The organism is Neptuniibacter sp. QD29_5, from assembly GCF_047778125.1.
Lineage (GTDB): Bacteria > Pseudomonadota > Gammaproteobacteria > Pseudomonadales > Balneatricaceae > Neptuniibacter.
Map to the genome: position 1 here is coordinate 820,777 of NZ_CP180556.1, position 25,134 is coordinate 845,910.

26 protein-coding genes are annotated in these 25,134 nt (G+C 44.6%); 14 read left to right on the forward strand and 12 right to left on the reverse strand.

Features of this window, described 5'->3' with window-relative positions:
- Nucleotides 1-78: 78 nt before the first annotated feature.
- A complete protein-coding gene (locus ACMXYR_RS03670; protein ID WP_415890461.1) occupies nucleotides 79-354 on the reverse strand; it encodes a hypothetical protein in 276 nt (91 codons plus the stop codon).
- Between the two features lie 223 nt (nucleotides 355-577).
- Here ACMXYR_RS03670 and ACMXYR_RS03675 point away from each other — a divergent pair, with 223 nt between their 5' ends.
- Both ACMXYR_RS03675 and ACMXYR_RS03680 read left to right on the forward strand, forming a co-directional pair.
- A complete protein-coding gene (locus tag ACMXYR_RS03675; protein ID WP_415902950.1) occupies nucleotides 578-1,855 on the forward strand; it encodes a tryptophan--tRNA ligase in 1,278 nt (425 codons plus the stop codon).
- A 22-nt stretch (nucleotides 1,856-1,877) separates the two neighbouring features.
- The gene (locus tag ACMXYR_RS03680; protein ID WP_415902951.1) at nucleotides 1,878-2,720 is read left to right on the forward strand and encodes a sulfurtransferase; all 843 of its coding nucleotides are present in this window, start codon (nucleotides 1,878-1,880) and stop codon (nucleotides 2,718-2,720) included.
- A 2-nt stretch (nucleotides 2,721-2,722) separates the two neighbouring features.
- Here the strand turns inward: ACMXYR_RS03680 and ACMXYR_RS03685 are convergent, their stop codons facing one another.
- Complete coding sequence (locus ACMXYR_RS03685) at nucleotides 2,723-3,547, reverse strand: DUF547 domain-containing protein (protein ID WP_415902952.1); 825 nt, start codon at nucleotides 3,545-3,547, stop codon at nucleotides 2,723-2,725.
- A 187-nt stretch (nucleotides 3,548-3,734) separates the two neighbouring features.
- On the opposite strand from ACMXYR_RS03685, the gene ACMXYR_RS03690 reads away from it, so the two are divergent.
- Nucleotides 3,735-4,661 carry a Dyp-type peroxidase gene (locus ACMXYR_RS03690; protein ID WP_415902953.1) on the forward strand — a complete coding sequence of 309 codons (927 nt, stop codon included), beginning with the start codon at nucleotides 3,735-3,737 and terminating at the stop codon, nucleotides 4,659-4,661.
- 61 nt (nucleotides 4,662-4,722) lie between these two features.
- A complete protein-coding gene (locus ACMXYR_RS03695; RefSeq protein ID WP_415902954.1) occupies nucleotides 4,723-4,920 on the forward strand; it encodes a hypothetical protein in 198 nt (65 codons plus the stop codon).
- Between the two features lie 73 nt (nucleotides 4,921-4,993).
- On the opposite strand, the gene cysK is transcribed toward ACMXYR_RS03695, so the two are convergent.
- Nucleotides 4,994-5,962 carry a cysteine synthase A gene (gene cysK, locus ACMXYR_RS03700; RefSeq protein WP_415887160.1) on the reverse strand — a complete coding sequence of 323 codons (969 nt, stop codon included), beginning with the start codon at nucleotides 5,960-5,962 and terminating at the stop codon, nucleotides 4,994-4,996.
- Between the two features lie 205 nt (nucleotides 5,963-6,167).
- Between cysK and ACMXYR_RS03705 the strand changes: the two genes are divergently transcribed.
- Entirely contained in the window at nucleotides 6,168-6,638 is a 471-nt protein-coding gene (locus ACMXYR_RS03705) for a tetratricopeptide repeat protein (RefSeq protein ID WP_415902955.1), read from the forward strand.
- Between the two features lie 8 nt (nucleotides 6,639-6,646).
- Here the strand turns inward: ACMXYR_RS03705 and ACMXYR_RS03710 are convergent, their stop codons facing one another.
- The 6 genes from ACMXYR_RS03710 to ACMXYR_RS03735 form a co-directional block, all read right to left on the reverse strand.
- Complete coding sequence (locus ACMXYR_RS03710; protein ID WP_415902956.1) at nucleotides 6,647-7,045, reverse strand: GFA family protein; 399 nt, start codon at nucleotides 7,043-7,045, stop codon at nucleotides 6,647-6,649.
- 26 nt (nucleotides 7,046-7,071) lie between these two features.
- Nucleotides 7,072-7,662 carry a tRNA-uridine aminocarboxypropyltransferase gene (locus ACMXYR_RS03715; RefSeq protein ID WP_415902957.1) on the reverse strand — a complete coding sequence of 197 codons (591 nt, stop codon included), beginning with the start codon at nucleotides 7,660-7,662 and terminating at the stop codon, nucleotides 7,072-7,074.
- 4 nt (nucleotides 7,663-7,666) lie between these two features.
- Entirely contained in the window at nucleotides 7,667-9,082 is a 1,416-nt protein-coding gene (locus tag ACMXYR_RS03720) for a DUF4139 domain-containing protein (RefSeq protein ID WP_415902958.1), read from the reverse strand.
- An 82-nt stretch (nucleotides 9,083-9,164) separates the two neighbouring features.
- Nucleotides 9,165-11,201 carry an SUMF1/EgtB/PvdO family nonheme iron enzyme gene (locus tag ACMXYR_RS03725; protein WP_415902959.1) on the reverse strand — a complete coding sequence of 679 codons (2,037 nt, stop codon included), beginning with the start codon at nucleotides 11,199-11,201 and terminating at the stop codon, nucleotides 9,165-9,167.
- A gap of 155 nt (nucleotides 11,202-11,356) precedes the next feature.
- Nucleotides 11,357-12,205 (reverse strand): 3-deoxy-8-phosphooctulonate synthase, encoded by an 849-nt coding sequence (gene kdsA, locus ACMXYR_RS03730; protein ID WP_415902960.1) that lies wholly within the window; start codon nucleotides 12,203-12,205, stop codon nucleotides 11,357-11,359.
- A 62-nt stretch (nucleotides 12,206-12,267) separates the two neighbouring features.
- Nucleotides 12,268-12,678, reverse strand: a complete 411-nt coding sequence (locus ACMXYR_RS03735) for a hypothetical protein (RefSeq protein WP_415902961.1) — start codon at nucleotides 12,676-12,678, stop codon at nucleotides 12,268-12,270.
- Nucleotides 12,679-12,817: 139 nt separating this feature from the next.
- Between ACMXYR_RS03735 and ACMXYR_RS03740 the strand changes: the two genes are divergently transcribed.
- A complete protein-coding gene (locus ACMXYR_RS03740) occupies nucleotides 12,818-13,330 on the forward strand; it encodes a HugZ family protein (protein WP_415902962.1) in 513 nt (170 codons plus the stop codon).
- A gap of 11 nt (nucleotides 13,331-13,341) precedes the next feature.
- On the opposite strand, the gene ACMXYR_RS03745 is transcribed toward ACMXYR_RS03740, so the two are convergent.
- Nucleotides 13,342-13,548 (reverse strand): DUF2788 domain-containing protein, encoded by a 207-nt coding sequence (locus ACMXYR_RS03745; RefSeq protein WP_415883698.1) that lies wholly within the window; start codon nucleotides 13,546-13,548, stop codon nucleotides 13,342-13,344.
- Between the two features lie 480 nt (nucleotides 13,549-14,028).
- On the opposite strand from ACMXYR_RS03745, the gene nrdA reads away from it, so the two are divergent.
- From nrdA to ACMXYR_RS03775, 6 genes are all read left to right on the forward strand, one after another.
- Nucleotides 14,029-16,293: a class 1a ribonucleoside-diphosphate reductase subunit alpha gene (gene nrdA / locus ACMXYR_RS03750; RefSeq protein WP_415902963.1), complete on the forward strand. Its 2,265-nt coding sequence runs from the start codon at nucleotides 14,029-14,031 to the stop codon at nucleotides 16,291-16,293.
- A gap of 101 nt (nucleotides 16,294-16,394) precedes the next feature.
- Nucleotides 16,395-17,525: a class Ia ribonucleoside-diphosphate reductase subunit beta gene (gene nrdB / locus ACMXYR_RS03755; protein WP_415883700.1), complete on the forward strand. Its 1,131-nt coding sequence runs from the start codon at nucleotides 16,395-16,397 to the stop codon at nucleotides 17,523-17,525.
- Nucleotides 17,526-17,536: 11 nt separating this feature from the next.
- Complete coding sequence (gene yfaE / locus ACMXYR_RS03760; RefSeq protein WP_415883701.1) at nucleotides 17,537-17,803, forward strand: class I ribonucleotide reductase maintenance protein YfaE; 267 nt, start codon at nucleotides 17,537-17,539, stop codon at nucleotides 17,801-17,803.
- A gap of 610 nt (nucleotides 17,804-18,413) precedes the next feature.
- The gene (locus tag ACMXYR_RS03765) at nucleotides 18,414-19,022 is read left to right on the forward strand and encodes a Crp/Fnr family transcriptional regulator (protein WP_415902964.1); all 609 of its coding nucleotides are present in this window, start codon (nucleotides 18,414-18,416) and stop codon (nucleotides 19,020-19,022) included.
- Between the two features lie 79 nt (nucleotides 19,023-19,101).
- Entirely contained in the window at nucleotides 19,102-19,638 is a 537-nt protein-coding gene (locus tag ACMXYR_RS03770) for an SRPBCC family protein (protein ID WP_415902965.1), read from the forward strand.
- Nucleotides 19,635-19,997 (forward strand): hypothetical protein, encoded by a 363-nt coding sequence (locus ACMXYR_RS03775; RefSeq protein WP_415902966.1) that lies wholly within the window; start codon nucleotides 19,635-19,637, stop codon nucleotides 19,995-19,997. The genes ACMXYR_RS03770 and ACMXYR_RS03775 overlap by 4 nt, the downstream gene beginning before the upstream one ends.
- 21 nt (nucleotides 19,998-20,018) lie before the next feature.
- On the opposite strand, the gene ACMXYR_RS03780 is transcribed toward ACMXYR_RS03775, so the two are convergent.
- Complete coding sequence (locus ACMXYR_RS03780; RefSeq protein WP_415902967.1) at nucleotides 20,019-20,873, reverse strand: AraC family transcriptional regulator; 855 nt, start codon at nucleotides 20,871-20,873, stop codon at nucleotides 20,019-20,021.
- 15 nt (nucleotides 20,874-20,888) lie between these two features.
- Nucleotides 20,889-21,488: a LysE family translocator gene (locus ACMXYR_RS03785; protein WP_415902968.1), complete on the reverse strand. Its 600-nt coding sequence runs from the start codon at nucleotides 21,486-21,488 to the stop codon at nucleotides 20,889-20,891.
- Nucleotides 21,489-21,701: 213 nt separating this feature from the next.
- Here ACMXYR_RS03785 and cysM point away from each other — a divergent pair, with 213 nt between their 5' ends.
- Together cysM and relA are read left to right on the forward strand one after the other, a co-directional pair.
- Nucleotides 21,702-22,598, forward strand: a complete 897-nt coding sequence (gene cysM / locus ACMXYR_RS03790) for a cysteine synthase CysM (protein ID WP_415902969.1) — start codon at nucleotides 21,702-21,704, stop codon at nucleotides 22,596-22,598.
- Between the two features lie 253 nt (nucleotides 22,599-22,851).
- A complete protein-coding gene (gene relA, locus ACMXYR_RS03795) occupies nucleotides 22,852-25,113 on the forward strand; it encodes a GTP diphosphokinase (RefSeq protein ID WP_415902970.1) in 2,262 nt (753 codons plus the stop codon).
- The last annotated feature ends 21 nt before the right edge of the window (nucleotides 25,114-25,134 follow it).

Below are 25,134 nucleotides of genomic sequence, written 5' to 3' on the forward strand. Positions count from 1 at the left end.
GCATAGATAATAACCCTGTCTGTAGATACAAAAAAGGCCATTTTTAATATGGCCTTTTAGGTATTGAGTTAAAAGCCTTTATGATGCCGCGCGCTTTTTATAAAGGGTATGAGCAACTATACAAATCGCTGTGCCAAAGCAGACAAGCAGTGCTGGAATTAGAGGATTTTCAAATGAGCCCGTTAGCTTCATCAACAGACCAGAAATCAGGAAGCCGCCGAATAGGCACAGAATGCCTGACATTATACACATTACGATTGCATTGAGATTACGCTCAGGGCTTTGAAAAATGTACCAGCCAGCACTGGCAAACAGAGCGGATAAAGTAACCCAGGAAGCGATAGAATCAGTCATAAAATTCTCAGTATTGTTATTGTTGTAGGCCTATTAAGCCCGAACCTAGCAGCGCTGTCATCTCGACATTGGGTGGATACAAGAAACAGCAAAGGAATAGTGAGGGTTATGGGGGCAACCTCCACGTTTTTTCGGTATTATAACCGCCATTAAATTAGTGACATATATTGAGTTGCCACATTTTTTATAGCGGGCAACGCCATGCAGATTAGAGAAGTGAATAATGGATAAGAAAACTGTTCTGACGGGTATCACTACTACAGGTACACCTCACATTGGGAATTACTTGGGTGCGATTAAGCCTGCCATCGAAATGAGTCAGACAGGTGAGTACAACAACTGCTATTTCCTAGCTGATTTCCACGCATTAATTAAGTGCCACGATCCAGAGCGTGTTGCTCAATCAACGCGTGAGATCGCAGCGACTTGGTTGGCGCTAGGCTTAGATACGGATAAAGCGACGTTCTACCGCCAAACAGATATCCCTGAGATCACGGAACTAACGTGGATTCTAACCTGCATGTGTTCTAAAGGTCTTATGAACCGTGCTCACGCTTACAAAGCTTCTGTTGATGCTAACCGCGATGCGGGTAGCAGCGATCTGGATGATGGCATCACAATGGGTCTGTTCAGCTACCCAATCCTAATGGCAGCTGACATCCTGATGTTCAATGCCGATCTTATCCCAGTAGGTAAGGATCAGATTCAACACATTGAGATGGCCCGTGATATGGCGGGTCGTTTTAACCACACTTACGAAAACCTATTCACATTGCCGGAAGCGGTAGTAGATGAGCAGACTCAGCTGATTCCGGGTCTGGATGGTCGTAAGATGTCGAAGAGCTACGACAACACGATTCCGCTGTTTACTTCTGCTGATGAGCTATACAAGCTGATTAAGCAGATCAAAACGGATACGCGCGAGCCGGGTGAACCTAAAGACGCTGATAACAGCACAATCTTCCAGCTATACAACTGCTTTGCTAATGAAAATGAAGCAGCTGCAATGCGCCAGCAGTTCGAAAACGGTATCGGTTGGGGCGATGCGAAGAAGGAACTATTTGAGTTCCTAGACGCAAAACTTTCTGCTCCACGTGCTCGCTACAATGAGTTGATGAGCGATCTTGGTGAAGTGGAAGAGGTTCTACAGAAGGGTGCCGCTAAAGCTCGTGAGATCACTTCTCCGTTGATGGATAAAGCGCGTATAGCGGCAGGTATCCGCCCGCTAACTTACGTTGCTGAAGCGAAAACGGAAGTTAAAAAGAAAAAAGAGAAATCTGCTGAAGAGATTGCGCGTGCTGAAGAAGGCCGTCGTCGCGGTATCTTGATGCAGCTGAAGCCTCTACTTGAGCAAGTTGAACAAGCGGACGACAAAGCAGCGGCTGCGCAATCTGTGATCGCTGAGAAAACGGCTCAGGTTGAAGGCTTAAAGAAAAAGCAGAAGCAGAAAGCTCAGAATGAACTTGATCTACTTCAAGAAGAGCTAGCAGCTTATCTATAAATCTGAAAAGGCTAAGTTAAATATGTTTACGGCAATCATTAGCGCCGAAGAGCTTCAGAATCACATATCAGAATCTGATTGGGTGGTTTTTGATTGTCGTTTTAACTTAGCGGATACCGCGGCTGGTAAAAATGCCTACCTTGAAGGACATATTCCAGGGGCGATCTATCTCGATCTTGATCAGGATCTATCCTCACCGATTACGCCTGAAACGGGTCGTCATCCGTTGCCTGATTTAGAGCGGTTTGTCGCTCGTTTAGCGCAGGCAGGAGTGAGCAATAATACTCAAGTCGTTGTTTATGACGATTGTGCTGGAGCGATGGCGGCGCGTTGCTGGTGGTTGTTACGTCTGATGGGGCATAAAGCGGTATCGGTGTTGGATGGTGGTCTAGCTGCTTGGCAATCGCTAGGTGGTGAGTTAAATGATCATATCCCACAACCGACTTCTGCTGCGTATACATTCTCGTTACTGCCTAATCAGAATTTGACGGTAGCCGAGGTTGTACAGGCACTTGATGCTCAGTCCATCTATCTTGTTGATGCTCGTGCAGCCGAGCGCTATAGAGGTGAGGTGGAGCCAATCGACCCAATCGCTGGTCATGTTCCAAGTGCTTTAAACCGTCCACTGACGGATAACTTAGCCGAGGGTAAATTTAAGCCAGCAGCTCAGCTTCGTGAAGAGTGGTTAAGCGTCTTAGGCAGTAAATCGGTCGAAGCCGTGGTTCATATGTGTGGGTCCGGTGTGACAGCTTGTCACAATCAATTGGCGATGGAAATTGCGGGGTTGAGTGGTAGCCGGGTTTACAGTGGTTCTTGGAGCGAGTGGATCAGAGATCCAGCTCGTCCAATTGCGACTAAGTCCTAAATTTATCTACCAATCTCATTAAGATTCCAGTCGTAGTGATAACCTGAAACCTCTTTGGCGTGTCTCAGTTTCTCTTTTAGTTCAGCATCGGCGTATTGCTTTAGGTGTTCGATCAGCTCACTTTCGTTGTTGCCGAAATCCTCTTTAAACCACTTATAGATACTGGAAAGGTGCAGCTCATTACCTTCAATGCGTGCGCCTCGTGGGTGGTTTATATAATCCTTAGCGCCTTGATTTAGAAGTTGCTCGCTATTGGCTGCGGTAAAGGCTTGGGGTTGAAGATTAGGGCTGCCGATTGAAGCACAGTTAACGGCATAGTGGATGCGTGGATCTTTCCAAATAGGGCGAAGAATGCGATGTTCAATATCGTCTAGGCTCACTTGCTTTCCATTCACTGCTAGCAGTTGTTTTTTCCACGGACCATCGCTGAAAAATCCCGGTGAAATATCGATATCCCGAATCGACTTCACGGGGTAATGATCAAGAATCAGATCGACCGTCAGCGCGTTATATAAATTGATCCAATAAGCTTGCTGTTCAGCGCGGTTGTATTGATGAATATTAATAGCAGCTAAGTGATGAAGGTAAGCTTTAAGTTCAGTTCTATCTGCTGTAGATACATTGGCGTAGTTGATCAGATTGATGCCATCAGAAGAGCGCTTAACATAGCGTTGAAGGGTTCGGTCCCAAGTAGAATGGTCGATAGAGGCTGTGCTCGATTGATCATGTTTAAGCCAAAAATCCCAAAGTTCGGCACTTGGGGCTGCAATAGCTAGGGTACTGAAAAGCCATAGGCAGGCTGTTGCTAAGAATTTATTTATCATCATTCACGACTATTCATTAAAAGCATGTTTTAAGTGTGACTTTGAATATTGCTGAAAATTCCCTCACAGAATATTTTTAACGCTCTATTTAAAAGCTCTATTGAAGCGATCAATTTAAATCAATGTTGGCAAAGGTCAGATCCCTCTATACTGTGATGGTAATTATTGAGGGGATTTTGAGGACATTGTTATGGCGCAGTATCAAAAGGGTGTGATTGCAGAGGCAAGCTCGTTTGCTCTTTTTCTGACGTTTAATCAAACCCGAACAGCTGATGCGTTAAGTAGAGTAAAACAGTTATTAGCAAAAGTACCTAGCCTTGAGCGTGAATTTAACCAAAGCCATCCAGATGGCGAGATTCATATCGTAGCAGCGATCGGTAGCCACTACTGGTCTCAATTGCAGATTGGACCTGCTCCGAATGCACTTAAACCATTCCCTAATTTCGAAAATGGTGAAAACATTGCACCTAATACACCTGTCGATCTGTTTTTTCATATCCGATCTCAAGGGAAAGACCTTAACTTTTTAGTTGCGCAGAAGCTTAGAGAAGAGCTAGCTGATGCGGTTACACTAGTTGAGGAAGTCGAAGGTTTTAGATATCTGGATTCGCGCGATCTTACTGGTTTTGTCGATGGTACTGAAAACCCTGAAGGAGATAACCGAGTCAGTGTGGCTGTTGTAGGTGAAGAGGATGTCCAGTTTAGTGGCGGTTCTTATATTCACATCCAACGCTATGAGCACAATATGCCGTTCTGGAACGCTCAGCCTACTAAACTTCAGGAAGATACTGTTGGGCGAACTAAAGAGGATAACATTGAGTATCCTTCCTCAGAAAAAGCGCTCACCGCGCATACCAAAAGGACTTCGTTGAAAGATGCTGAGGGTAACTCTATCGAAATCCTGAGACACAGTATGCCTTACGGTGATACTCAGACGTGCGGGTTACTTTTCGCTAGTTACTGCCGTACACCGGATAATTTTACATTGATGCTGCAAAGCATGATCGAGGGTGATGGCCATGGTCATACCGATCATCTTTTGAAATATACTCGTGCGGTAACAGGGCATTCACTATTCGCACCGTCGGCCTCGTTTCTTGAATCGTTGATTAATTAATAAGCAGGTTGACTGAGCTTGGGCTAGGCTTAAAGGTATTCTTATAAAAAGAGTCGTTACCATGCAGCCTACTGTAAGAACCCGAGCAATTGCAGTTGTCACCGTTGATGGGGAGAATTACGAAATTGATGGATGCTATCAAGGTAAGCAAAGAAAGGCGTCTTGGTTCAATGTAATTAAAACAAGTGATCGAAAAATACAGGCCGAACACTTAGATGAATTTCCTTCCCCTGAAAAGATTCGTGAAATATTAAATTGATCTGAAAATTAGTTAATAAAAAAGCCAGCTAAGATGCTGGCTTTTTTGTTTATGCGAACTTTTTTAGTAAGACTTACTGAACCATTTCGTTGTCTGTGAACATGCCTTCAAACAGTGCTGAAGATAGGTAACGCTCACCAGAGTCAGGAAGGATAACTACGATATTCTTATCTTTGTTTTCAGGCTGTTGCGCAACACGAAGTGCAGCACATAGCGCAGCGCCGCAAGAGATACCTGCCATGATGCCTTCTTTTTCCATAAGAAGACGTGCAGTCTCAATCGCATCTTCGTTGCTTACTTGCTCAACCTGATCAACTAATTCTAGGTCCAAGTTTTTCGGTACGAAGCCTGCGCCGATGCCCTGTATCTTATGCGGAGATGGTTTAACTTCTTCACCGTTAATCGTCTGTGTAATAACTGGTGAAGAAACAGGTTCAACCGCAACGGATGTGATCGCTTTGCCTTGAGTGTTTTTGATGTAACGAGAAGTACCCGTGATCGTACCACCTGTACCTACGCCTGCGACTAGGATATCCACTTGGCCGTCTGTGTCATTCCAGATCTCTGGGCCTGTTGTTTTTTCGTGGATCTCAGGATTCGCTGGGTTTTCAAACTGCTGCAGCATCATGTGAGTACCTGGATTTGCATCCACGATCTCTTGTGCTTTATCAATTGCACCTTTCATACCTTTAGCAGGTTCTGTCAGAACGATCGTTGCACCTAGTGCTTTCATGATCTTACGGCGCTCAAGGCTCATAGAAGAAGGCATAGTGAAGACAATGTCGTAGCCACGAGAAGCTGCAACGAAAGCTAGTGCAATACCTGTGTTACCACTAGTCGGCTCAACCATGGTCATACCCTGTTTTAGGGCACCGCTTTTTTCAGCAGACCAGATCATGTTTGCGCCGATACGACATTTTACGGAGCCAGCTGGGTTGCGAGATTCGATCTTTCCGAAAATATTCAGGCCTGGAGCAAAACGCTTAAGGTGAACGAGCGGAGTGTTACCAATAGTGAGGGAGTTATCTTCGTAAATCTTCATTCTGCTACCCTGTTTAATCCTTTTTATTAGGCGATATATCTAAAATGAATATATGTCGCGTCTTTTATTCGTTATCAAGTCTAGAAGTTGTATCTCAGAATTGCTGCGCTGATCAAGGCTTTTTCTATCTTTGGTGATATTTACAATCTTTAGGGCCGATGATGGTATTATTTTCACGATCTCAATTGCCTTTTAGGGTCTTATAATGCGTGCATTTAATCGACTTCTAGCGCCTGTTATTTTTGCTATCGCTTATGCGTTGTTCCGTTCATCGATAAAACAGCGTTCCAAGAAGAAGCATGACTTTGTGATGAAGTTGTTTCGATTTGCGGCCGATAACGGTCATAAACGTGCATTGTCTGTGTATGGGCATCTACTGCATTTCCGTGGAGATGGCCTACAAAACCGCATTCAAGGGGGGATCTACATACAGCAGGCGGCAGAAAAAGGCGATGCAAAAGCGCAGTATCAAATGGGTAAAATCTTTGAAGAGGGTTTTGAGAATTATTTTCAGCCTGACCCGACCAAGGCGTTAAAGTTTTACACGCAAGCAGCCGAGCAGGCGCATCAACTTGCTGTTCGTCGCTTGGTCGATATCTATACCGATGGCGAGCTAGATCAAGAACCTAATCAAGAGCTAGCAAAGCAGTGGCAGGCTAAGCAGCTGAAACTATAGTGGTCTACTTATTCCTGCTGGGCAGCTTCAAACTGAGAAACGCCCTCAGGCATAACTTCCCAGCGAGCTTTTGAGTCTACATATATGTGCTGGCCAATCTCGATCTCAGGGTCACCATTTACGCAACCTAAAGTAACTTGTAATACCTGATCGTTGTGTACGGTACACAAGGTTGATCCGCACTTCTTGCAGAACTTTACGCCGTAACCTTGTTGGTTAGTGTATGAGGTTAAGAGGGATTCTCCGCTTGTCCACGTGAACTGATCCGGTTCGACAAAAGCAACTGCAGAAGCTTGGGCGTTAAATAACTTGCGGCAGCGGGAGCAATGACAGGATCGGCCGTCTTTTAATTGGCCATCAATACGGTATGTCACTTCGCCACAAAAACATTCACCGGTGATTGGCATCCATATTCTCCTTAACTATTGGTCGGCTAGTTCTGTTTAGATCGTTTGTATTGAGTAATAAAGATCTCAAAGGTTCGATCTAACTCGTCTGCGGCGCTGTTTTCATTATTGAGTTTTAACAGTTCAGTGACGGTTTCAGCGGTGCAGAGATGGTCTTTATCAGGATTACGGCGTAGGTCGTAACGACTTGGCGTTTCTGGATCGAACGCTAACAATGGTAAGTTGGATAGCCACGGACTCTTGCGAACGATCTTACGTACCTCTTTCCATGTGCCGTCTGGAATAATGATCAGGGTGTTTCTATCTGGTGTACTCCCTGTGAATTTCTTGCTTCGACTAACAAGCTCGGGGCGGTCCGCAGGGAATAGCAGCCAAGTATCGGTATTCTTATCTTGAATGCGATCGATCAAGTATTGTGGCGGGTCGGTACGTTGCCAGATATAGGTCGAGCTATTAGGCAAAACTTTTTGGATAATCTTGCTGGTGGTTGTTGGACGTGGCGGCTCATTTTCGTGTAGCAGCAATGCTAACTCTAATTGGCTACCTTGAGGTGTAATTTGGCTGCAGCAGCAATAGGGAGTTGCTAGACCACAGCCTTCACAAAATGAATCGGGCAAAGTGTTATCGTTTTTCCATTTGAACTTTAAATTTCAGAGTCACTTCGCCTTGAGGAGGTACTTCCAATTTCCAGCGCGCACTGCCGCCCATCACTTTTTCAAATGGGTGGCTACTCTCTTTCATCGCCCATTGTAGCGGGAAATTACCGGTCATTTCTAATTTTGCGGCGGTGGTACGGCTGTTACTGATTTTCAGCTCCTGCGCAACCATAAAGCCGTTAAAGGTCTTACTAAAATGTGTTTGCTTACGGTGGATAGATACATCGAAGGCTTTTCCTTGCTGGATCTTAATCTCATCGTTTTCACCAGTATGCCCAATGTTACCGCCCCCGGCAAACTGCAGTGAACCTTTGCTGTCAGCGGTAAACGTGCGAACTTTACCAGCAGGTAATGGCGTACCTAGATTACTCTCTTTATCGTTTTTAAAGGTCAACGTCAGTTGAGGTTTTACTCGATGCTGATTGCGTTCCAAGGTTGGGTAAATCAAGAATTCATAGTTATAGCTATGTGCTACAGGGATCTCTTTGGCTGTCAGAAAGGATACTTGTTTTACTTGCCCATTTAGCAAGTCTACCTTGTGAGGGAGATCGAATAGGTGGAAGTCACCTAAGCTCTCTTGTGCCATAGTTTTAGGCGCTGAACGAGCCATCGCACCGACTGCAAAATCGGCCTGTAGCATCTCAGCATGGCGATTGCTGCCTGGGTTATTTAGGCTACCTGCAACGAGAGAGATTTGAGTGTCTTTGTAATCCGCACCCGTGTTGTTGGTTAGGCTAGCAAGTCCGTCTAGGGAGGCTTTATTACCCGCTTCATTCAAGGTTAAAACGTAATCCATGCCCCAATTTAAGCCGCCCGTTAGATAACTGATGCGAGAGAGTTGTGACTTAGAAGTGCCAGCGGTGCGGAAGTTTACGCTTGGCTTGCTCAATAGCTGTGGCGGCAGGCTAGGGAAAATGAATCGCCACTGATTATTAAGCGGAATGCTTTCAAAACGGTTATTGCGCTTAATCAGTGCGCGGTTACCGTCCATATTTAGCAACTCCACCTGACTGATAACCTCTTGGCCTGATACAGGATTTAAGCGTGCTAGTTGCAGCTGCTTACCCACATAATGTTTCAGCAAATTGCGTTGATTTAGCAGATTGGTATTTAAGTTTTGTTCTAAGATCTTTCCGGCATTATCAATACGTAAGCTTTCGACTTGAAGCTGTTCACTGACATCTTCAAGTGTGATTTTCTGATCTGTACGTAGTGGTGGAAGCTGGCGTGTTTCTCTAACTAAACCCAAGTTTTGGTTATATAGCGTTAGGTTAAGTGACTTACGTTGTTCTGAACTGATTTGAAGAGCGTCTGCCGCTTGAGCAGTTAATGGCAGAAGGCCCACTGCAAGCAAGCAAAGGTATGATTGGCATTTGTTCATATCAATTTTGTCCCTGAATCTTTAGTCCATTAAGGCAACGCCAAGCTTAACTGAGGCTGAGCAGTTAAGCCTGAAACTTGTTCTAGTCTAGATCTAAAGCAACACGGAAGCCCCAGCTGTTGCGTTTAGAATCGATCGGGTGGCGGTAGCGACTGGCAGGTCTAATTAAACGCTCGATCTCAAACCAAGAACCGCCACGCATAACCCGATTTTTACAAGCTTTCTCCTGGTAAGCTGATCCGTCTACAGGGGCAGAAGCGTAGTTTTCGAGATAGCAATCTGCAACCCACTCATCAACGTTACCGGTCATGTCGTGAAGTCCCCATTCGTTGGCAGGGAAACTACCGACAGGTGCTGTTTGTTGACCATCCCATTGACTTCCGCAGCCTGCACAAGCAGCCATATTTTCTTTCAGCTCATTACCCCACCAATAAGTGGTTAAGCTGCCAGCTCGAGCTGCATACTCCCATTCAGCTTCTGTCGGAAGGCGATAAGGCTGACCTGTTTCACCACTGAGCCATCTTGTATAAGCAACCGCATCGCGCCAAGTTACGTTGATCACAGGGCGATTACCTCGCCCCCAACCACCGTCATCGGGCAGGGCTCTGCGGGTCGCTTTGGCAAAGGCATCATATTCGGCAAAGGTCACTTCAAAGCGAGAAAGGGCAAATGGCTTTTTGATAGTGACAACATGCACAGGCTTTTCATTATCGTCACCAATGCCCGCTTGGTCGCCCATACGAAAGTTTCCTGAAGGCAGTACGACCATATCTGGACCAAATAGGGTGTCGGATATTTGATCTTTAAATAATTGCTGTCCCGGTTCATCTGGCTCTTGATTGTTGAGTTTTTTCAAGGCCGCTTCTAAATCATGTTCTAGAACCGCTTTGCTTATTGTGAGCGAGCGAAGCTCTTTTTCCTGATTGTTGTGAAGCTCTTGTTGAGCTTGTAAAGAATCGTACATTTGCTGTAAGGCTTCTTGCTGCTTCTTGATTTGCAGAGCCTGAAAGTCTTTCTCTTTGAAGTTCATGAAGTCAGAGATAAACCAACCAAGCAGGTAGCCACTAATAAACAGCACAGAGCCTGCTATGGTATAGATCGCTGCTTTAGGTATTTTAGGCAACTTTAAGCCGACCTTAAGTTTATCTTTTAAAGAAGGCTTGCTCTCTTCTGATGTAAGTTCTTCGCTCTCTGTATCATCGTTTACCGAAGCGTCGGTTGTAGCTTCGCCATCTTCTGTGCTTTCAGATTCGGCAGGCGCAGTCTCGTCCTCTGTTTGTGGAGGGAAGAGGGCTTTAACAAGCTCTGTGCAGTTAGGTGGACGCTCTTCTAAATCGGTTGAAAGCGCCTTTTGCAAAACTTCCCACTGTTCATCATCTAAACCTGAAGGCTGATCTAGTTGCTTTCGAACTCGATCTGCTTCGCCTTCGGTACTTTTAAAAGCAGGTTTACCGGTAAATAACTCATACAAAATGCAGGCGTAAGAATATACGTCGGTTTTGCGGCTTAACTGACTAGGGTGGAAAGCTTCGGGCGATTGGTATTGCTGGTAGTGGGAAGGCTCTTTGCTAAAAGCCGCAATCGCTTCATAACATTCACGTACGGCAAAGAGTGTGAGTTTTACCCCGCCCCTACGGTTGATAAAGATCGTTTCGCTATCCAAACAGGCATGTGGCTTTCGTAACTTTTGAAAGCCCATATCTATAGCATAAGCAACTTGTCTGATCAGACCCAGCTGTTGATTAGGCTGAAGTGAATTACCTTTTTTAATGAGGGCCGCTAGGGTCAGGCCATCAAGTTTTTCGTAGGAAAGGAAAAGTAGCCCACCTTTGTGACTGAAGAAACCGTAGCATTCCGCTATATGCTTGTTTTGTAACTGTTTACTGAGCGCGGCGTGTTTTTTGATATTTTCAGCAAAACTATTTTGTTTTAGGAGGCTTGGGTTAAGGATAAGCAGGGTGACTACAGGATTACCTGCAACGCCAACATCTTCAGCTTGCCATAGTTGCCCAAATGGGTGAGGGCTGTTGTGTTTGATAAGTTTAAAACGATGATGCTCTGGGCCCAGGAGAGTTCCTTCCTGTAAAGCATCATAAATAGTTTCTGGCGAGTCGCTCATAAAGACTGATCCTATTCCTTATCCATGTGCATATCATAGACAAGGCCAGCCTTCTTGGTTAGCACTATTTTGCGACTTTTTATTGGAACACTTTGATTTATAACGCCTAGGAAGCTCTGATGTTGGAAAACTTCCTAGGGTTCGGTTGTTCAGCTTCAAATAGATGTATCTAAAGGAGGGAAACTTTTAACTAGATCGTCCACGGCTTTCATCTGAGTTAGGTATGCTTCAAGGGTGCTTAGAGGTAGCGCACAAGGGCCATCACATCTCGCTTTTTCTGGATCTGGGTGAGCTTCAAGGAATAGGCCGGCAATGCCCTGAGATAAGCCTGCGCGGGAAAGCTGTGCTGCAAGCGCGCGACGACCACCGGCTGAATCTGCACGGCCACCTGGCATCTGCAGGGCATGGGTTGCATCAAACATAACTGGATAGCCGAACTCTTTCATAATAGAAAAACCCAGCATATCAACGATCAAGTTGTTATAGCCGTAGCAAGAACCGCGTTCACATAAGATCAAACGATCGTTACCTGCTTCTTCACACTTGTGCAGGATGTGTTTCATCTCCTGAGGCGCTAGGAACTGTGCTTTCTTGATATTGATAACCGCATCCGTTTTAGCCATCGCTTCTACCAGATCAGTCTGGCGTGATAGAAAGGCTGGAAGCTGGATGATATCGCACACTTCGGCAGCAGGTGTGGCTTGGAATGGCTCGTGAACATCAGTAATCAAAGGAACTCTGAAGGTGTCTTTGATCTCTTGAAGGATCTTTAAACCTTCATCTAAACCAGGACCACGAAAAGAGGTTAGGGAAGAGCGGTTTGCTTTATCGAATGATGCTTTAAAGACGTAAGGGATGCCTAGCTTTTCAGTAACAGTGACATAGTGTTCGGCAATCTCCATGGCTAAATCACGGGATTCCAATACGTTCATGCCGCCAAATAGCACCATCGGTTTGTCGTTGGCAATTTCAAAATCTGCGACTTGTACGCTCTTCTGTTGCATCTTTGTAGTCATCCATAAAAGTCAGAAAGATGCATTATAACGGCTTCTTAACAGAGAGGCTTTTAATTTGTTGTTGGAAAAAGGTGTGCGTATTTACCAATCCATTCTAAGGCAGCATCTTGATCCGAAAGTTCGCGCCCCTCTTCATTCAGAACATGGCTTCTGTAGCGCTGTATATAGCAAAGCTGCTCTAGCAAACGGATACGTATAAGCGCGTCTGAGTTATTAAAAGTAATACCTAATTCATAACCTTGAGGTGTGTCGTTACAGCTTTGAATTACGCCATAAACTTCTAAATTTTCAGCGATGCTCGGAATTTTGATTTGAATATTCTCACCTAAATGGAACGGAGTAGGAGAGTGACAGATAAGTTGAAGTGAAGAGGGGAGTGAAGAAACCGATTTGGCCTCTTGGTGTTTGAGTTCGATAGGGAACTCATCGGGATGATGTATAAGCACTTTTGAATCGCCCATGATAATCACCTTACCAGTACTGCTAGTATAGCTATGATTCGCATAACTGTTGTATTTTAGTTATCGGCTGGTGTTATCCAGTCTGAAGAAAAAAGTGGTTATAAACTGTACGACTTTTAGGTGAGTGAAAGAGGATATTATGTCAGAGCAGCAAGAAGTAGAAGAAGCCTGCAAACTGTTACAACAAAGTAAGAAGACGCTGTTGCTGTCAACTCTAAGCACTGAGGGTTTTCCTGAAATTAGTTATGCACCTTATATGAAGGACCAGGAGGGGGACTTTTATATCTTCGTTAGTGAGCTAGCCGCACATACTCAGAGCTTGTTAGCTAACAATGAATGTTCAGTGATGTTTATTGCAGATGAAGAACAATCGCAGAATCTCTTTGCGCGTGAGCGTCTTATCTATAGCTGTTTATCTGAACGGGTTGATAGTGAAGATCCAGCGTATCAATCCTTGTTGGATGGGCTCGAAGAGAAGTTTGGAAATGTTGTGGGAATGTTACGTACCCTGCCAGATTTTCATCTGTTTAGATTAAAACCGCAGCAGGGGCGTTATGTGGTAGGTTTCGGTAAAGCTTATGTTGTTGATCCAAGTTCTGGATCGTTAGAACATATTAGCGAGAAAACGTTAAAAGAATCGAAGCCTAACTAGATATGGAGCGCTTAGGCGGCTCCGCCCATCATCTCTACAACGACAGTTTTTACCAAGAAGGCAGCCAAGCCCAAGCCTAAGGCAAAAAATAGAATGGCAGTACCGAATTTACCGGCGTTGGATTTTTTTGCTAGATCGTAAATGATAAAGAATATAAAACCAGCAAATACTGCAAGACCAATATTCAGAGCAATTGCTTCCATTTCTGCTAGACGCATTTAGGCTACCTCTGCTTTAAGCTTAAAATTGGCCGCAAATCATACAGGATTTTGTTGTAGAACGGTACTCAGGGAGTGTTGCTCAAAAGCGTACGTTGCGCTTTAAATTTGCACCAAAATTTGACGTGGAATTTGACGACTTGCGATGGGTCAAAAAAATAAAAAAAAGTTGGATTGCAGTAAAAAAAAATAGTTCCCCTGAAAGCCCCGTCATATCAATGATTTCGCTAATTTTAGGTGCTCGCCTACACTCTAAAAAGTCCAAAATCAAGAGTTGCATTCACCTCTTATATCACTATATTTAGTGTCTTGAATGACTTGAAGCACCACATGTTGTGCCTCTTGACAGAGTAGAGTCTAAAACCTGCAGCCCGCATGATCGCGTTATTTTTCGTGCTTTTGCCAGATTTTAACGGCAAATTCAGGGCTAAAAGCAGGATCATAATTACAAATATATCTGAGTGTTATTTGGAAGGTCGCATGCAGCAAGATCTGATGGTTACGAAAAGGGATGGTCGGCAAGAACAGCTTGATCTAGAAAAGATCCACAAAGTTGTAATCTGGGCCGCAGAAGGATTAAACGCAGTATCACCGTCAGAAGTTGAGCTTAAAGCTCACTTACAGTTCTTCGAGGGTATGAAAACCTTCGATATCCACGAGACTCTAATCAAGTCCGCTGCCGATCTAATTTCAGAAGATGCACCTGATTACCAATACCTATCTGCTCGCTTGGCTATCTTCCATTTGCGCAAGCGTGCATTTGGTCAATTCGAGCCACCACACCTGTATCAACATGTTGCAACACAGGTAGAAGCGGGCCGATATGACAAACATCTAATCGCAGACTACACAGAAGAAGAGTGGGGCGTTCTTAACGACTACTTAGATCACAAACGTGATATGAACTTCTCTTACTCTGCGGTTAAACAGCTGGAAGGTAAGTACCTTGTCCAGAACCGTGTAACTGGCGAAGTTTACGAAAGCCCACAGATTCTTTACATGCTAGTGGCAGCTTGCCTGTTCGCGGATTATCCGAAAGAAACGCGTTTGGACTACGTTAAGCGTTTCTACGATGCGACTTCTCTATTTAAGCTATCTCTGCCTACGCCAATCATGGCCGGTGTGCGTACACCTACGCGTCAGTTCAGCTCATGCGTACTGATTGAAACAGGTGACAGCCTAGACTCTATCAATGCTACATCTGCATCGATTGTTAAATACGTATCCCAGCGTGCAGGTATTGGTATCAACGCTGGTGGTATTCGTGCACTAGGTAGCCCAATCCGTAATGGTGAGGCGTACCACACAGGTTGTATTCCATTCTATAAACACTTCCAGACAGCCGTTAAATCCTGCTCTCAGGGTGGTGTTCGTGGTGGTGCAGCAACACTGTTCTACCCAATTTGGCACTTAGAAGTTGAATCTCTATTGGTTCTTAAGAACAACCGTGGTGTTGAAGAGAACCGTGTACGTCATCTTGATTACGGCGTACAGATCAACAAGCTAATGTACACTCGCTTGATCAAAGGCGGCGAAATCACACTGTTCAGCCCGCATGAAGTGCCGGGTCTATACGAAGCCTTCTTTGCTGATCAAGATGAGTTTGAGCGTCTATACGTTCAATACGAGAACGATCCAAATATCCGTAAAGAAACAATCAAAGCGGTTGAACTGTTCGGTATTCTTGCTGCAGAGCGTGCACAGACGGGGCGTATCTACATTCAGAACGTTGACCACTGTAATACGCACAGTCCATTTGATCCGGCTGTTGCACCTGTTAAGCAGTCTAACCTTTGCTTGGAAATCGCACTGCCAACTAAACCACTGCAGCATGTGAATGATCCGGAAGGTGAGATCGCACTTTGTACGTTGTCTGCATTTAACCTAGGTGCGCTAGAAAACTTAGATGAGCTAGATAACCTCGCTGATCTAATCGTTCGTGCGCTGGATAATCTATTGGATTATCAGGATTACCCAATCCCAGCAGCGCATACATCGACAATGAACCGTCGTCCTCTAGGTGTTGGTGTGACTAACTTCGCATACTACCTAGCGAAGAACGGCGTTAAGTACTCCGATGGTTCTGCAAACGGCCTTGTGCACAAAACATTTGAAGCGGTTCAGTACTACCTACTGAAAGCTTCTAACGAGCTAGCTAAAGAGCGCGGTGCTTGTCCGAAGTTTGACGAGACTGTTTACTCGAAGGGCTTGCTACCAATCGACACCTATAAGCGCGAAGTAGATGAGTTCTGTGAAGAACCATTGCACTACTTCTGGGAAACACTACGCGAAGACATCAAAGAGTTTGGTCTGCGCAACAGTACCCTAACGGCGCTAATGCCATGTGAAACATCTTCACAGATTACTAACTCGACTAACGGTATCGAGCCACCACGTGGTTATGTATCGGTTAAGGCGAGTAAGGATGGCATCATGAAGCAGGTGGTTCCGGGTTACACCGAACTACGCGACCAGTACGAACTGCTTTGGGATATTCCAAACAACACTGGTTACCTACAGCTTGTGGGTATCATGCAGAAGTTTGTTGATCAGTCTATCTCTGCGAATACTAACTACGACCCTGCGTTATTCCCGAATGAAAGGGTTCCGATGAAGCAGCTTCTACAAGACCTGCTAACGGCTTACAAATACGGTGTTAAAACCCTTTATTACCATAACACCCGTGATGGTGCTTCTGACCAAGCAGATGACGGGGGTTGTGAAGGCGGTGCGTGCAAACTGTAATAGGTTTGCCGCAATCCACTGACCACTCAGAGTAGAGCGCCTGTCACAACGTGGCAGGTGATATAACTAGATTTATCCAGGTTTCAGGAACGAACACTCCGATGGCGTACACTACGTTCAGTCACAGTACTCACGATGCAACTAAAGAGCCGATGTTTTTCGGTAAAAGCGTAAACGTTGCTCGTTACGACAGGCAAAAATATCCAATCTTTGAAAAGCTGATTGAAAAGCAGCTGTCGTTCTTCTGGCGTCCAGAAGAGGTCGATCTATCGACTGACCGTAAAGATTTTATGAATATGCCGGAGCATGAAAAGCATATTTTCTTGAGTAATTTGAAGTACCAGACGCTACTGGATTCTGTTCAAGGACGTTCACCTAACGTTGCCTTTCTACCAGTCGTTTCTATACCTGAGTTGGAAACATGGTTTGAGACTTGGGCGTTTAGTGAAACGATTCACAGCCGCTCTTACACGCATATTATTCGTAATATCATTACTGAACCATCTGAAGTATTCGATCAGATCGTGACAAACCCAGAGATCATTCGCCGTGCGGATTCTGTGACGCGTTTGTACGATGAGTTCATCAATCTATCCAGTGTTTATAGCATTCACGGTGAAGGCCTACACACGGTTGATGGCAAGGTTTACGACACGTCTATGCGTAACCTTAAGAAGAAACTTTACCTAACGTTAGTATCTATCAACGTACTAGAAGCAATTCGTTTCTACGTAAGTTTTGCATGTTCTTTTGCCTTTGCAGAGCGTGCGATCATGGAAGGTAATGCCAAGATCATCAAACTGATCGCCCGTGATGAAGCGCTGCACCTAACGGGTACGCAGCACATGCTAAACATAATGGCATCTGGCGCTGATGACCCTGTCTTTAAAGAGATTGCTAAAGAGTGTGAGCCTGAGGTTTACGCCATCTTTAAAGAAGCGGCTCAACAAGAGAAAGATTGGGCTGAGTACCTGTTCCGTGAAGGTTCAATGATCGGTCTTAATGCTCAGATCCTATCTGACTACGTTGAGTACATCACTAACGTACGTATGAAAGCGTTGAACTTGGAAGAGATCTTCCCATCACGTCAAAACCCACTACCGTGGATGAACGCGTGGTTGATCAGTGACAACGTTCAAGTGGCACCGCAGGAAGCGGAGATCAGCTCTTACCTTGTAGGTCAGATCGACAACGAGGTAGATGAAGGTGATTTCGACGGCTTTGACCTATAAGAGGCAAGCGCATGTCTGGCCCATCACGTATCAAAGTTAACCATCACCATACGTTCTACTATCAGTACGAACCAACCTTACTCGACGCGCTGGAAGCACAAGAGATCCCAGCGCCGTACAACTGCCGCGGTGGATACTGCGGCTGTTGTAAAGTTCGCCTGATCGAAGGTGAAGTTCAATATGTTCAAGAGAGCTTATTGGACCTGCAGGATGACGAAGTGCTTACCTGTTGCTGTATCCCGAAAACACACATCGAATTAGAGATGCCTGACGAGTAAGTGGGCACTTCCTAATTCTTCCTTTGCACCACCAAAATAATGCACAGCTACAAAAAAGTGCGGTGATATCTGTGGATTTCACCGTTGTGCATTATTCTTGTGCACAGCTAAAAATTTCCCTTGTCAATATTGTATTAATTAATTCTTAAAAGTTTGAAAAATCTTGTTGATTTATATAACTAATTGAAATTAAAGGGTTAATTTTTATTGGGTTAAATTTTAAACTATTTGCTGAATTCAACGTAATTAGTGCCTTTCAGCGATCTACCCAAAAACTATTCACTGAGTTATCCACAGAAGGTGGGGATGTTTTTCATTTGGTAAAAATTGTCGTTTGTAGGCAAGAGATGGGATAACTCGGTTGGCTTTCCTCTCCAGTCAATCTTGTTATGTTGAATGAGCTTTAACAAGGAAAGTAAATAGTAGATTACTTCTTTTCTAATGCTTTTAATCCAAGATATATTTTGTGGCGGAATAGCAATCTAGCTTTAACTGGCTTCCAAAAATCGGTTTTGAGTAGGTTGATTATAGATAAAAGTTAGTAAATGAGCTTTACTCTGATTCCGATCACCATAGTAGTATGTTCCTCCTAACGAATTGGTAGCGAGTCATGTGTCCAGTTAAGAACTCCTATAGCCTTGATGAAGTGTTACTGGAATTAAGCCAACAGCTACAACTTAGCCCTGAGGCTTTTTCTGCTTTAAAGCAGCATTCTGGTTCGTTAGCTTTAAAATGTTTTCAACAGGAAGAGATGCTTCTGTCTGCTGGTGAGGTTGGTAAGCATGTTTTCTTTATCACAGAGGGGCTCGTCCGCTTTTTCTACCTTACAGAAAACGGTAAAGAGCATAATAAATCCTTCGCTGCCGAACAGCAGTTTGCAGGCCCGTTATGTAGCTTTGCTAAACCTGAACCTTGTCGTTTTTATATTCAGGCCTTAGACACAACTCAAGTCTTACAGATCCCGCTCCAAGTGCTTAATGAGCTTTTTGGAACTTCTTTAGAATGGGCCAATATTGGTCGAATGTATTTTGAAGAGGTTGCTCGGCGAAAGTCTTTACGAGAAGGGCAGTTCTTATTGGATAGTGCGGAAGTACGGTACTTAGCTTTTGTCGAAGATTATCCTAAGTTGGTCGAAAGGCTTCCTCTTTATCAGATTGCTTCGTATATCGGTGTTACTGACGTAGCGCTGTCGCGGATAAGAAAAAGAATAGAAAAATAAAGCATCTTAACCGAGGTTAAGGAGCAGATTTTTTCACAAGTATAGGCTTACTCAATCTAAAGATATTGAGGTTTATACCGTGAATCTATTCCGCATTAAACGAGCTTGTTCCTTAAAAGCAGCACTTAGCTTTTCCTTGGTTATCTTTTTCGCCTTATTAACGGGGTGTGGATTAATACCTGAAAAGAATATCTACACCGAAATTGAGATTGATGCTTCTTCTGAAACGGTATGGTCGATACTCATAGATAATAAGGCTTACCCCGAGTGGAATCCTTACCATGTCAGAGTTGAGGGTGACATGGCCTTGGATCATAAGCTGGAAGTCGATATTGAAAAGCCTAATGGTAACAACCTAACGATTCATCCCACTCTATGGGTAGCAGAGCCTTATTCTGAATTAACTTGGGGTGGAGGTATTACAGGCATCTTTATTGGCAGACATAGTTTCGTTTTATCCGAAATTGATCAAGGAAAAACACGCCTTGTACATAAGGAGCATTTTTCTGGATTTGCGATCCCTTTTGCTGAACTCGATACAATTGAAGAAGGTTATCAATTAATGAATGAAGCTCTTAAACGTCGAGCGGAAGCGCTTGAGGGAGCTCATTTATGAAAAAGGCTATTTTGTTAGTGTTCCTACTAAGTTTGATTGGATGTACTTCTTCTATAAACGAATTAACTCTTCCGCCTGCTAGCACTATAAGCGGTCAGATCACCGCAATATCACCAGCAAAGATTTTTGTTAGGGATATGTCAGGTTCTATCACTTTAATACCTAATGGTGGGGTACCTCCTGGAATTAGCGTAGGAGATACAGTTACAGCTTATGGCAGTTTAAGCAGATGCTTTACTTTATGTGAAGGAGAATACTTCTTTGCACCTTATGCCATTGAAACCGCATATGGGGATTTGTTTGTGTTCGAAAAGACTGGATCGTACTTTGCTGTGATTATGCAAACAGGATTTAAGTGAAGAAATTCTTATTATGGTGTTCTACTTTGAGTCAGAACATACAAAAAACGACTGATAGCTCTTAGGCGTTACCGCCACACGTTTCTTAAAATGTCTCTGAAAATGACTTTGATCGGCAAAGCCCAATTCAAGTGCCGTTTCAGCCAAACCATTCCCTTGTTGCAGCAGTTGCTTTGCTCTATTGATCCGTTGATTCAGTTGATAGGCATGCGGGGCTTGGCCGTATTGTTGTTTAAAGCTGCGGATCAAGTGGTAGCGGCTTAGCCCGGTTTCGGCGCAAAAGTCATCGAGAGACCAAGGTGAATCGAGTTGATCCATGATCAGCTCTTTTACTCTGTGGATATGGAAGTTATCCAGCGCCTTTTGATCACTTTGGGTGTTAAGGTCTTTACCGAAAAGCACTTTCAGATATTCAATCAATAGAGTTTCAGCAGCTAGTTTATTGTCGCTCTCACTGAGCTGCTTAAATAGGCTATCGAATTGCGTAAATAAGCTAGGGTTACTTTGCAGGACTTGGCTAAACGCTAGGTAATCCTGATTGTTGCTGTTGAATAACTCGCTCTGTAACTCGCCAATCCAATCGGTATCGATAAACAGCATTCGATAAGACCATTCACCTGCATCAGGGTTACAGGAGTGAGCATCGCCCGGGTTAATCGTTACCGTGGTGCCTTGATGGATTTGATTTGCTTGTTTTAGATTGTGGTATTTAGCGCTACCGGTATCGATTACGCCGAAAGAAAACTCATCATGGGAGTGAGTCTGGTAGCAAGCTGCCGAGCGATGAGCTGAGCGCATTTCAATAAAAGGCAGCGAAGCACAGCGAGCAAAAAACTCGGCAGGCTTTTGTGTGTTGGGTTTGCTGGTCTTTTTCATCGGCTAACTCAGGCGCTAATTTATCCAGATAGGTGCAATCGTTAGAAATAGCATTATGCCCATAATGCGGTTAAATTGCTCTTGCTGTTTGGGTTGCGCTAGATAACCTTTAATCAGATGCCCAGCAACAGCCCAAGTTCCAACTCCAATTAGGCACGCAGCAAAAGAGATTGCGCCAAACACACCTAAATATAGTTGAGGCTCGGACTGGTTTAGTACAAATACACTCACACCTGAGATAGAGACTAACCAGGCTTTAGGGTTGAGCCCTTGGCTGAGTGCGCCTTGCATAAAAGTGGGGGGTGTTGAGCTCAGTTCTTGTTCATTGGACTCACCGGTTGCCGCAGCAATTTTGTACGCCATATAGACAAGAAAGGCGCTGCCTAAATATTTAAGGATGGCCAATAGCTGTGGATTGTTTTGAAACAGCTGATGCGTACCTGCACCTGCAAGCAAAACAATCAATGTGTACGAGATAGTCGCTCCGAGCACATGGGGCAGCGTGCGTAAAAATCCATAAACCGCAGCGGAACTGGTCGCGATAATATTCACAGGGCCGGGGGTAATCGCACCGACAAGGGCAAAGACAGCCATAGATAGGGCAAGTGCAAACATAGGAAACCTTCTAACGTAAATTATTGGCTTACTATGGCAGTGCTTAAAACCAATTTATTGAACGAAATTGCGCTGGGCTATGCTTATTGGTGAAGAGTAGATTTCTTGTGCTTTTAGGGAACCCTCGGTAAACTTTTGTGTCCTTTATATAGGCTATAAAAAACAACTTTTTTATAACCTACTATTTGTTTCTTATAACGGTGAAAAAATTCTATGAGCGTGCAGTTTCCAACAATTGAAGACTATGTCGGTAAGACCCCACTTGTGCGTCTACAGCGTATCGGTCAGGGCAACGGCAATGTGATTCTATGTAAACTGGAAGGTAATAACCCTGCAGGCTCAGTTAAAGATCGTCCTGCGCTTAGTATGATTCAGCGTGCAGAAGATCGTGGCCAGATTAAGCCGGGTGATACTCTGATTGAAGCAACATCAGGTAACACAGGTATTGCTTTAGCCATGGCAGCTGCAATCAAAGGTTATAAGATGAAGCTGATCATGCCTGATAACAGCAGTGCAGAGCGTAAAGCTTCGATGACGGCTTACGGCGCAGAGCTCATCCCTGTGACAAAAGAAGAGGGCATGGAAGGTGCGCGTGATTTAGCACTAGCTATGCAAGAGCGTGGTGAAGGCATCGTACTTGATCAGTTCTCTAACCTTGATAACCCAGAAGCGCATTATCAGGGTACGGGGCCTGAAATTTGGGAGCAGACTCAAGGTAAAGTGACTCACTTTGTTAGTTCTATGGGCACTACAGGTACCATTATGGGGACGTCTCGTTTCCTAAAAGAGCAAAGCGCTGATGTTCAGATTGTTGGTTTGCAGCCAAGCGAAGGTGCACAAATTCCTGGTATTCGTCGCTGGCCGCAGGAATATCTACCTAAGATCTTTGATGAAAGCCGTGTAGATAAAGTTTTGGACATTGGTCAGCAAGAAGCTGAAGACACTATGCGTGAATTGGCGCAGAAAGAAGGTATCTTCTGTGGCGTATCCTCTGGTGGTGCTGTTGCTGGCGCATTGCGTTTAGCAGAGCAAGTTGAGAACGCGGTGATTGTTTGCATTATCTGCGACCGCGGTGACCGTTACCTTTCTACCGGTGTGTTTAACGGTTAAGTTTTGATCGCAAGACGTTTTTTGCAATATAGAAAAGCCCCAATGGGGCTTTTTTTGTGCTTGGCATAAAATATTAGTGGGCATTAATACTTAAGAAATTCGCGCTTTGGCTTCTGAAGGAATAGAATATGCGCCGCATGAGTAGAGAGCAGAAGTTGATTAATCACTTCTAGCCCATATATTTAGTGCAGATAAAAAATAATAAAAATAGCCGGTGAACGGTAGGGTTAATTTCTGGGAGCAGTAGTAGAACATGGTTAAGGTACGTCAAGACCAGCCTATTCTAGACGATGGATCTGTAGATCTAGATGTTTGGTTGGAGCACCTTCAAGATCTTACAGACATTGAAGATATCGATGTTATTCGCCGCGCGTGTGAAATGGCAAAACAAGCGCAAGATAACAGCGAAGCATCAGAAGATGTCTGGGCTGAAAATAGCCATAACAGCTACCGCACAGGCCTAGAAATGGCGCAGATTCTTGCGGATTTGCATCAGGATCAAGATTCCCTCGTTGCCGCTATTCTTTATCGCGCAGTGCGTGAACGTAAACTGCCTATCGAACGTGTTCGTAAACAGTTTGATAAAGGCATCGCCCAATTGATCATGGGCGTTCTACAAATGGCTGCTATCGGTAGCCGTAAAAATCCTCGAATCGATGAAAGCGTATTGGGTAGTGAAACTACTCAGATGGATAATGTCCGTAAGATGCTGGTGGCAATGATTGATGATGTGCGTGTGGCGCTGATCAAAATTGCTGAACGCACTTGCGCTATTCGAGGTGTAAAAGACGGCAGTCGCCGCAAACGTTATCTTGTGGCGCGTGAAGTATTTGATATATACGCGCCGCTTGCTCACCGTCTTGGTATCGGTCATATCAAATGGGAATTGGAAGACCTTTCCTTCCGCTATCTAAAGCCTAATGACTATAAACACATTGCCAAGCTTCTGGATGAGAAACGCTTAAACCGTCAGGACTATATCGATAAGGTTGTTCTGCGTTTAGAAAGCGAGCTAGAAAACGTCAATATTGATGGTGAGGTTAGCGGTCGCGCTAAGCACATCTACAGTATCTGGCGAAAAATGCAGCGTAAGAATATCGAATTTAGCCAAGTTTACGATGTTCGTGCTGTACGCATTTTGGTGCCGCAAAGCCGAGATTGCTATGCGGTACTGGGTATTGTGCACAGTTTATGGCGCAATATACCGCATGAATTTGATGACTACATCGCTTCACCAAAACCGAACGGCTATCGCTCCCTGCATACCGCTGTATTTGGTCCTGAAGGCAAAGTATTAGAAATTCAGATCCGTACTTTTGATATGCACGAAGAAGCGGAGCTAGGTGTATGTGCCCATCATTTATATAAAGGCACAGATACCAAGCAAAGCAGTGATGCCTACGAAGATAAGATCGCATGGTTGCGTCAGGTGCTTGAATGGCATGATGACTTGGGTGAAAGCGAAGAGTTTGGCGACATGCTGCGTGGCGATGTCGTTCAGGATCGTCTCTACATCTTTACACCAGATGGTCATGTTATCGACATGCCTAAAGGTGCGACGCCGGTGGATTTTGCCTACCGCGTTCATACCGAAATCGGCCACCGTTGCCGCGGTGCCAAAATTAATGGCCGTATTGTTCCGCTAAACCGTCGTCTACAGACCGGGGATCAGGTCGAAATCATGACGGGTAACGAAGAGCGTCCTCGTCGTGATTGGCTAAACATCAACCTTGGCTTTGTAACAACGCCACGTGCTCGTGCCAAAGTCGCTCACTGGTTTAAGTTCCAGGCGAAAGAGCAGAATGCTGATGCTGGCCGTACGATCGTTGCGAAAGAGTTTAAACGTTTAGCAATTGATCTGGACGAGCTGGATATTAATCAGATCACCGAACAGGTTAATTACAAGAATACTGAAGATATGTATGCCGCGCTGGGTGCGGGTGATCTACGTCTGTCTCAGATCATCAATGCTGCTCAGAAACAGGTTCTGCGTGAAGAGGAAGAACAGCTTGATCTTGCTCTGCCTGCTCAAAGTGCAGGTGATTCCGGTCAACCTGAAGGTATCCGTATTCGCGGCGTAGGTAACCTTCTTACTACGATGGCAACTTGCTGTAAGCCAGTATTGGGCGATCCTATTGCTGGTTATATCACCCAAGGCCGTGGTGTCTCTGTTCACCGTGAAGACTGCATCAACATGATTCAGTTACAGGAGCGTGAGCCTGAAAGGGTGATCGAAGTTGATTGGGGCGAGACAGGGCAAACAACTTATCCTGTGGATATTTATATCGAAGCGTTTGACCGCTCAGGTCTTCTACGTGACGTTATGTTGGTGATGGCCGAAGAAGATCTAAACATCATTGCTGCAAATACTCTGTCTGATAAACGCGACAATATTGCACGTCTAACCCTGACTACCGAGATCTCTAGTCTGGATCTTCTGGGTCGTATCATGGACAAGATCAATCAGGTGCCTAACGTGATGGAAGTTCACCGTCAACGCGGTGGCACTAGCTAATAAGCTATTAAAAAGGTTTTT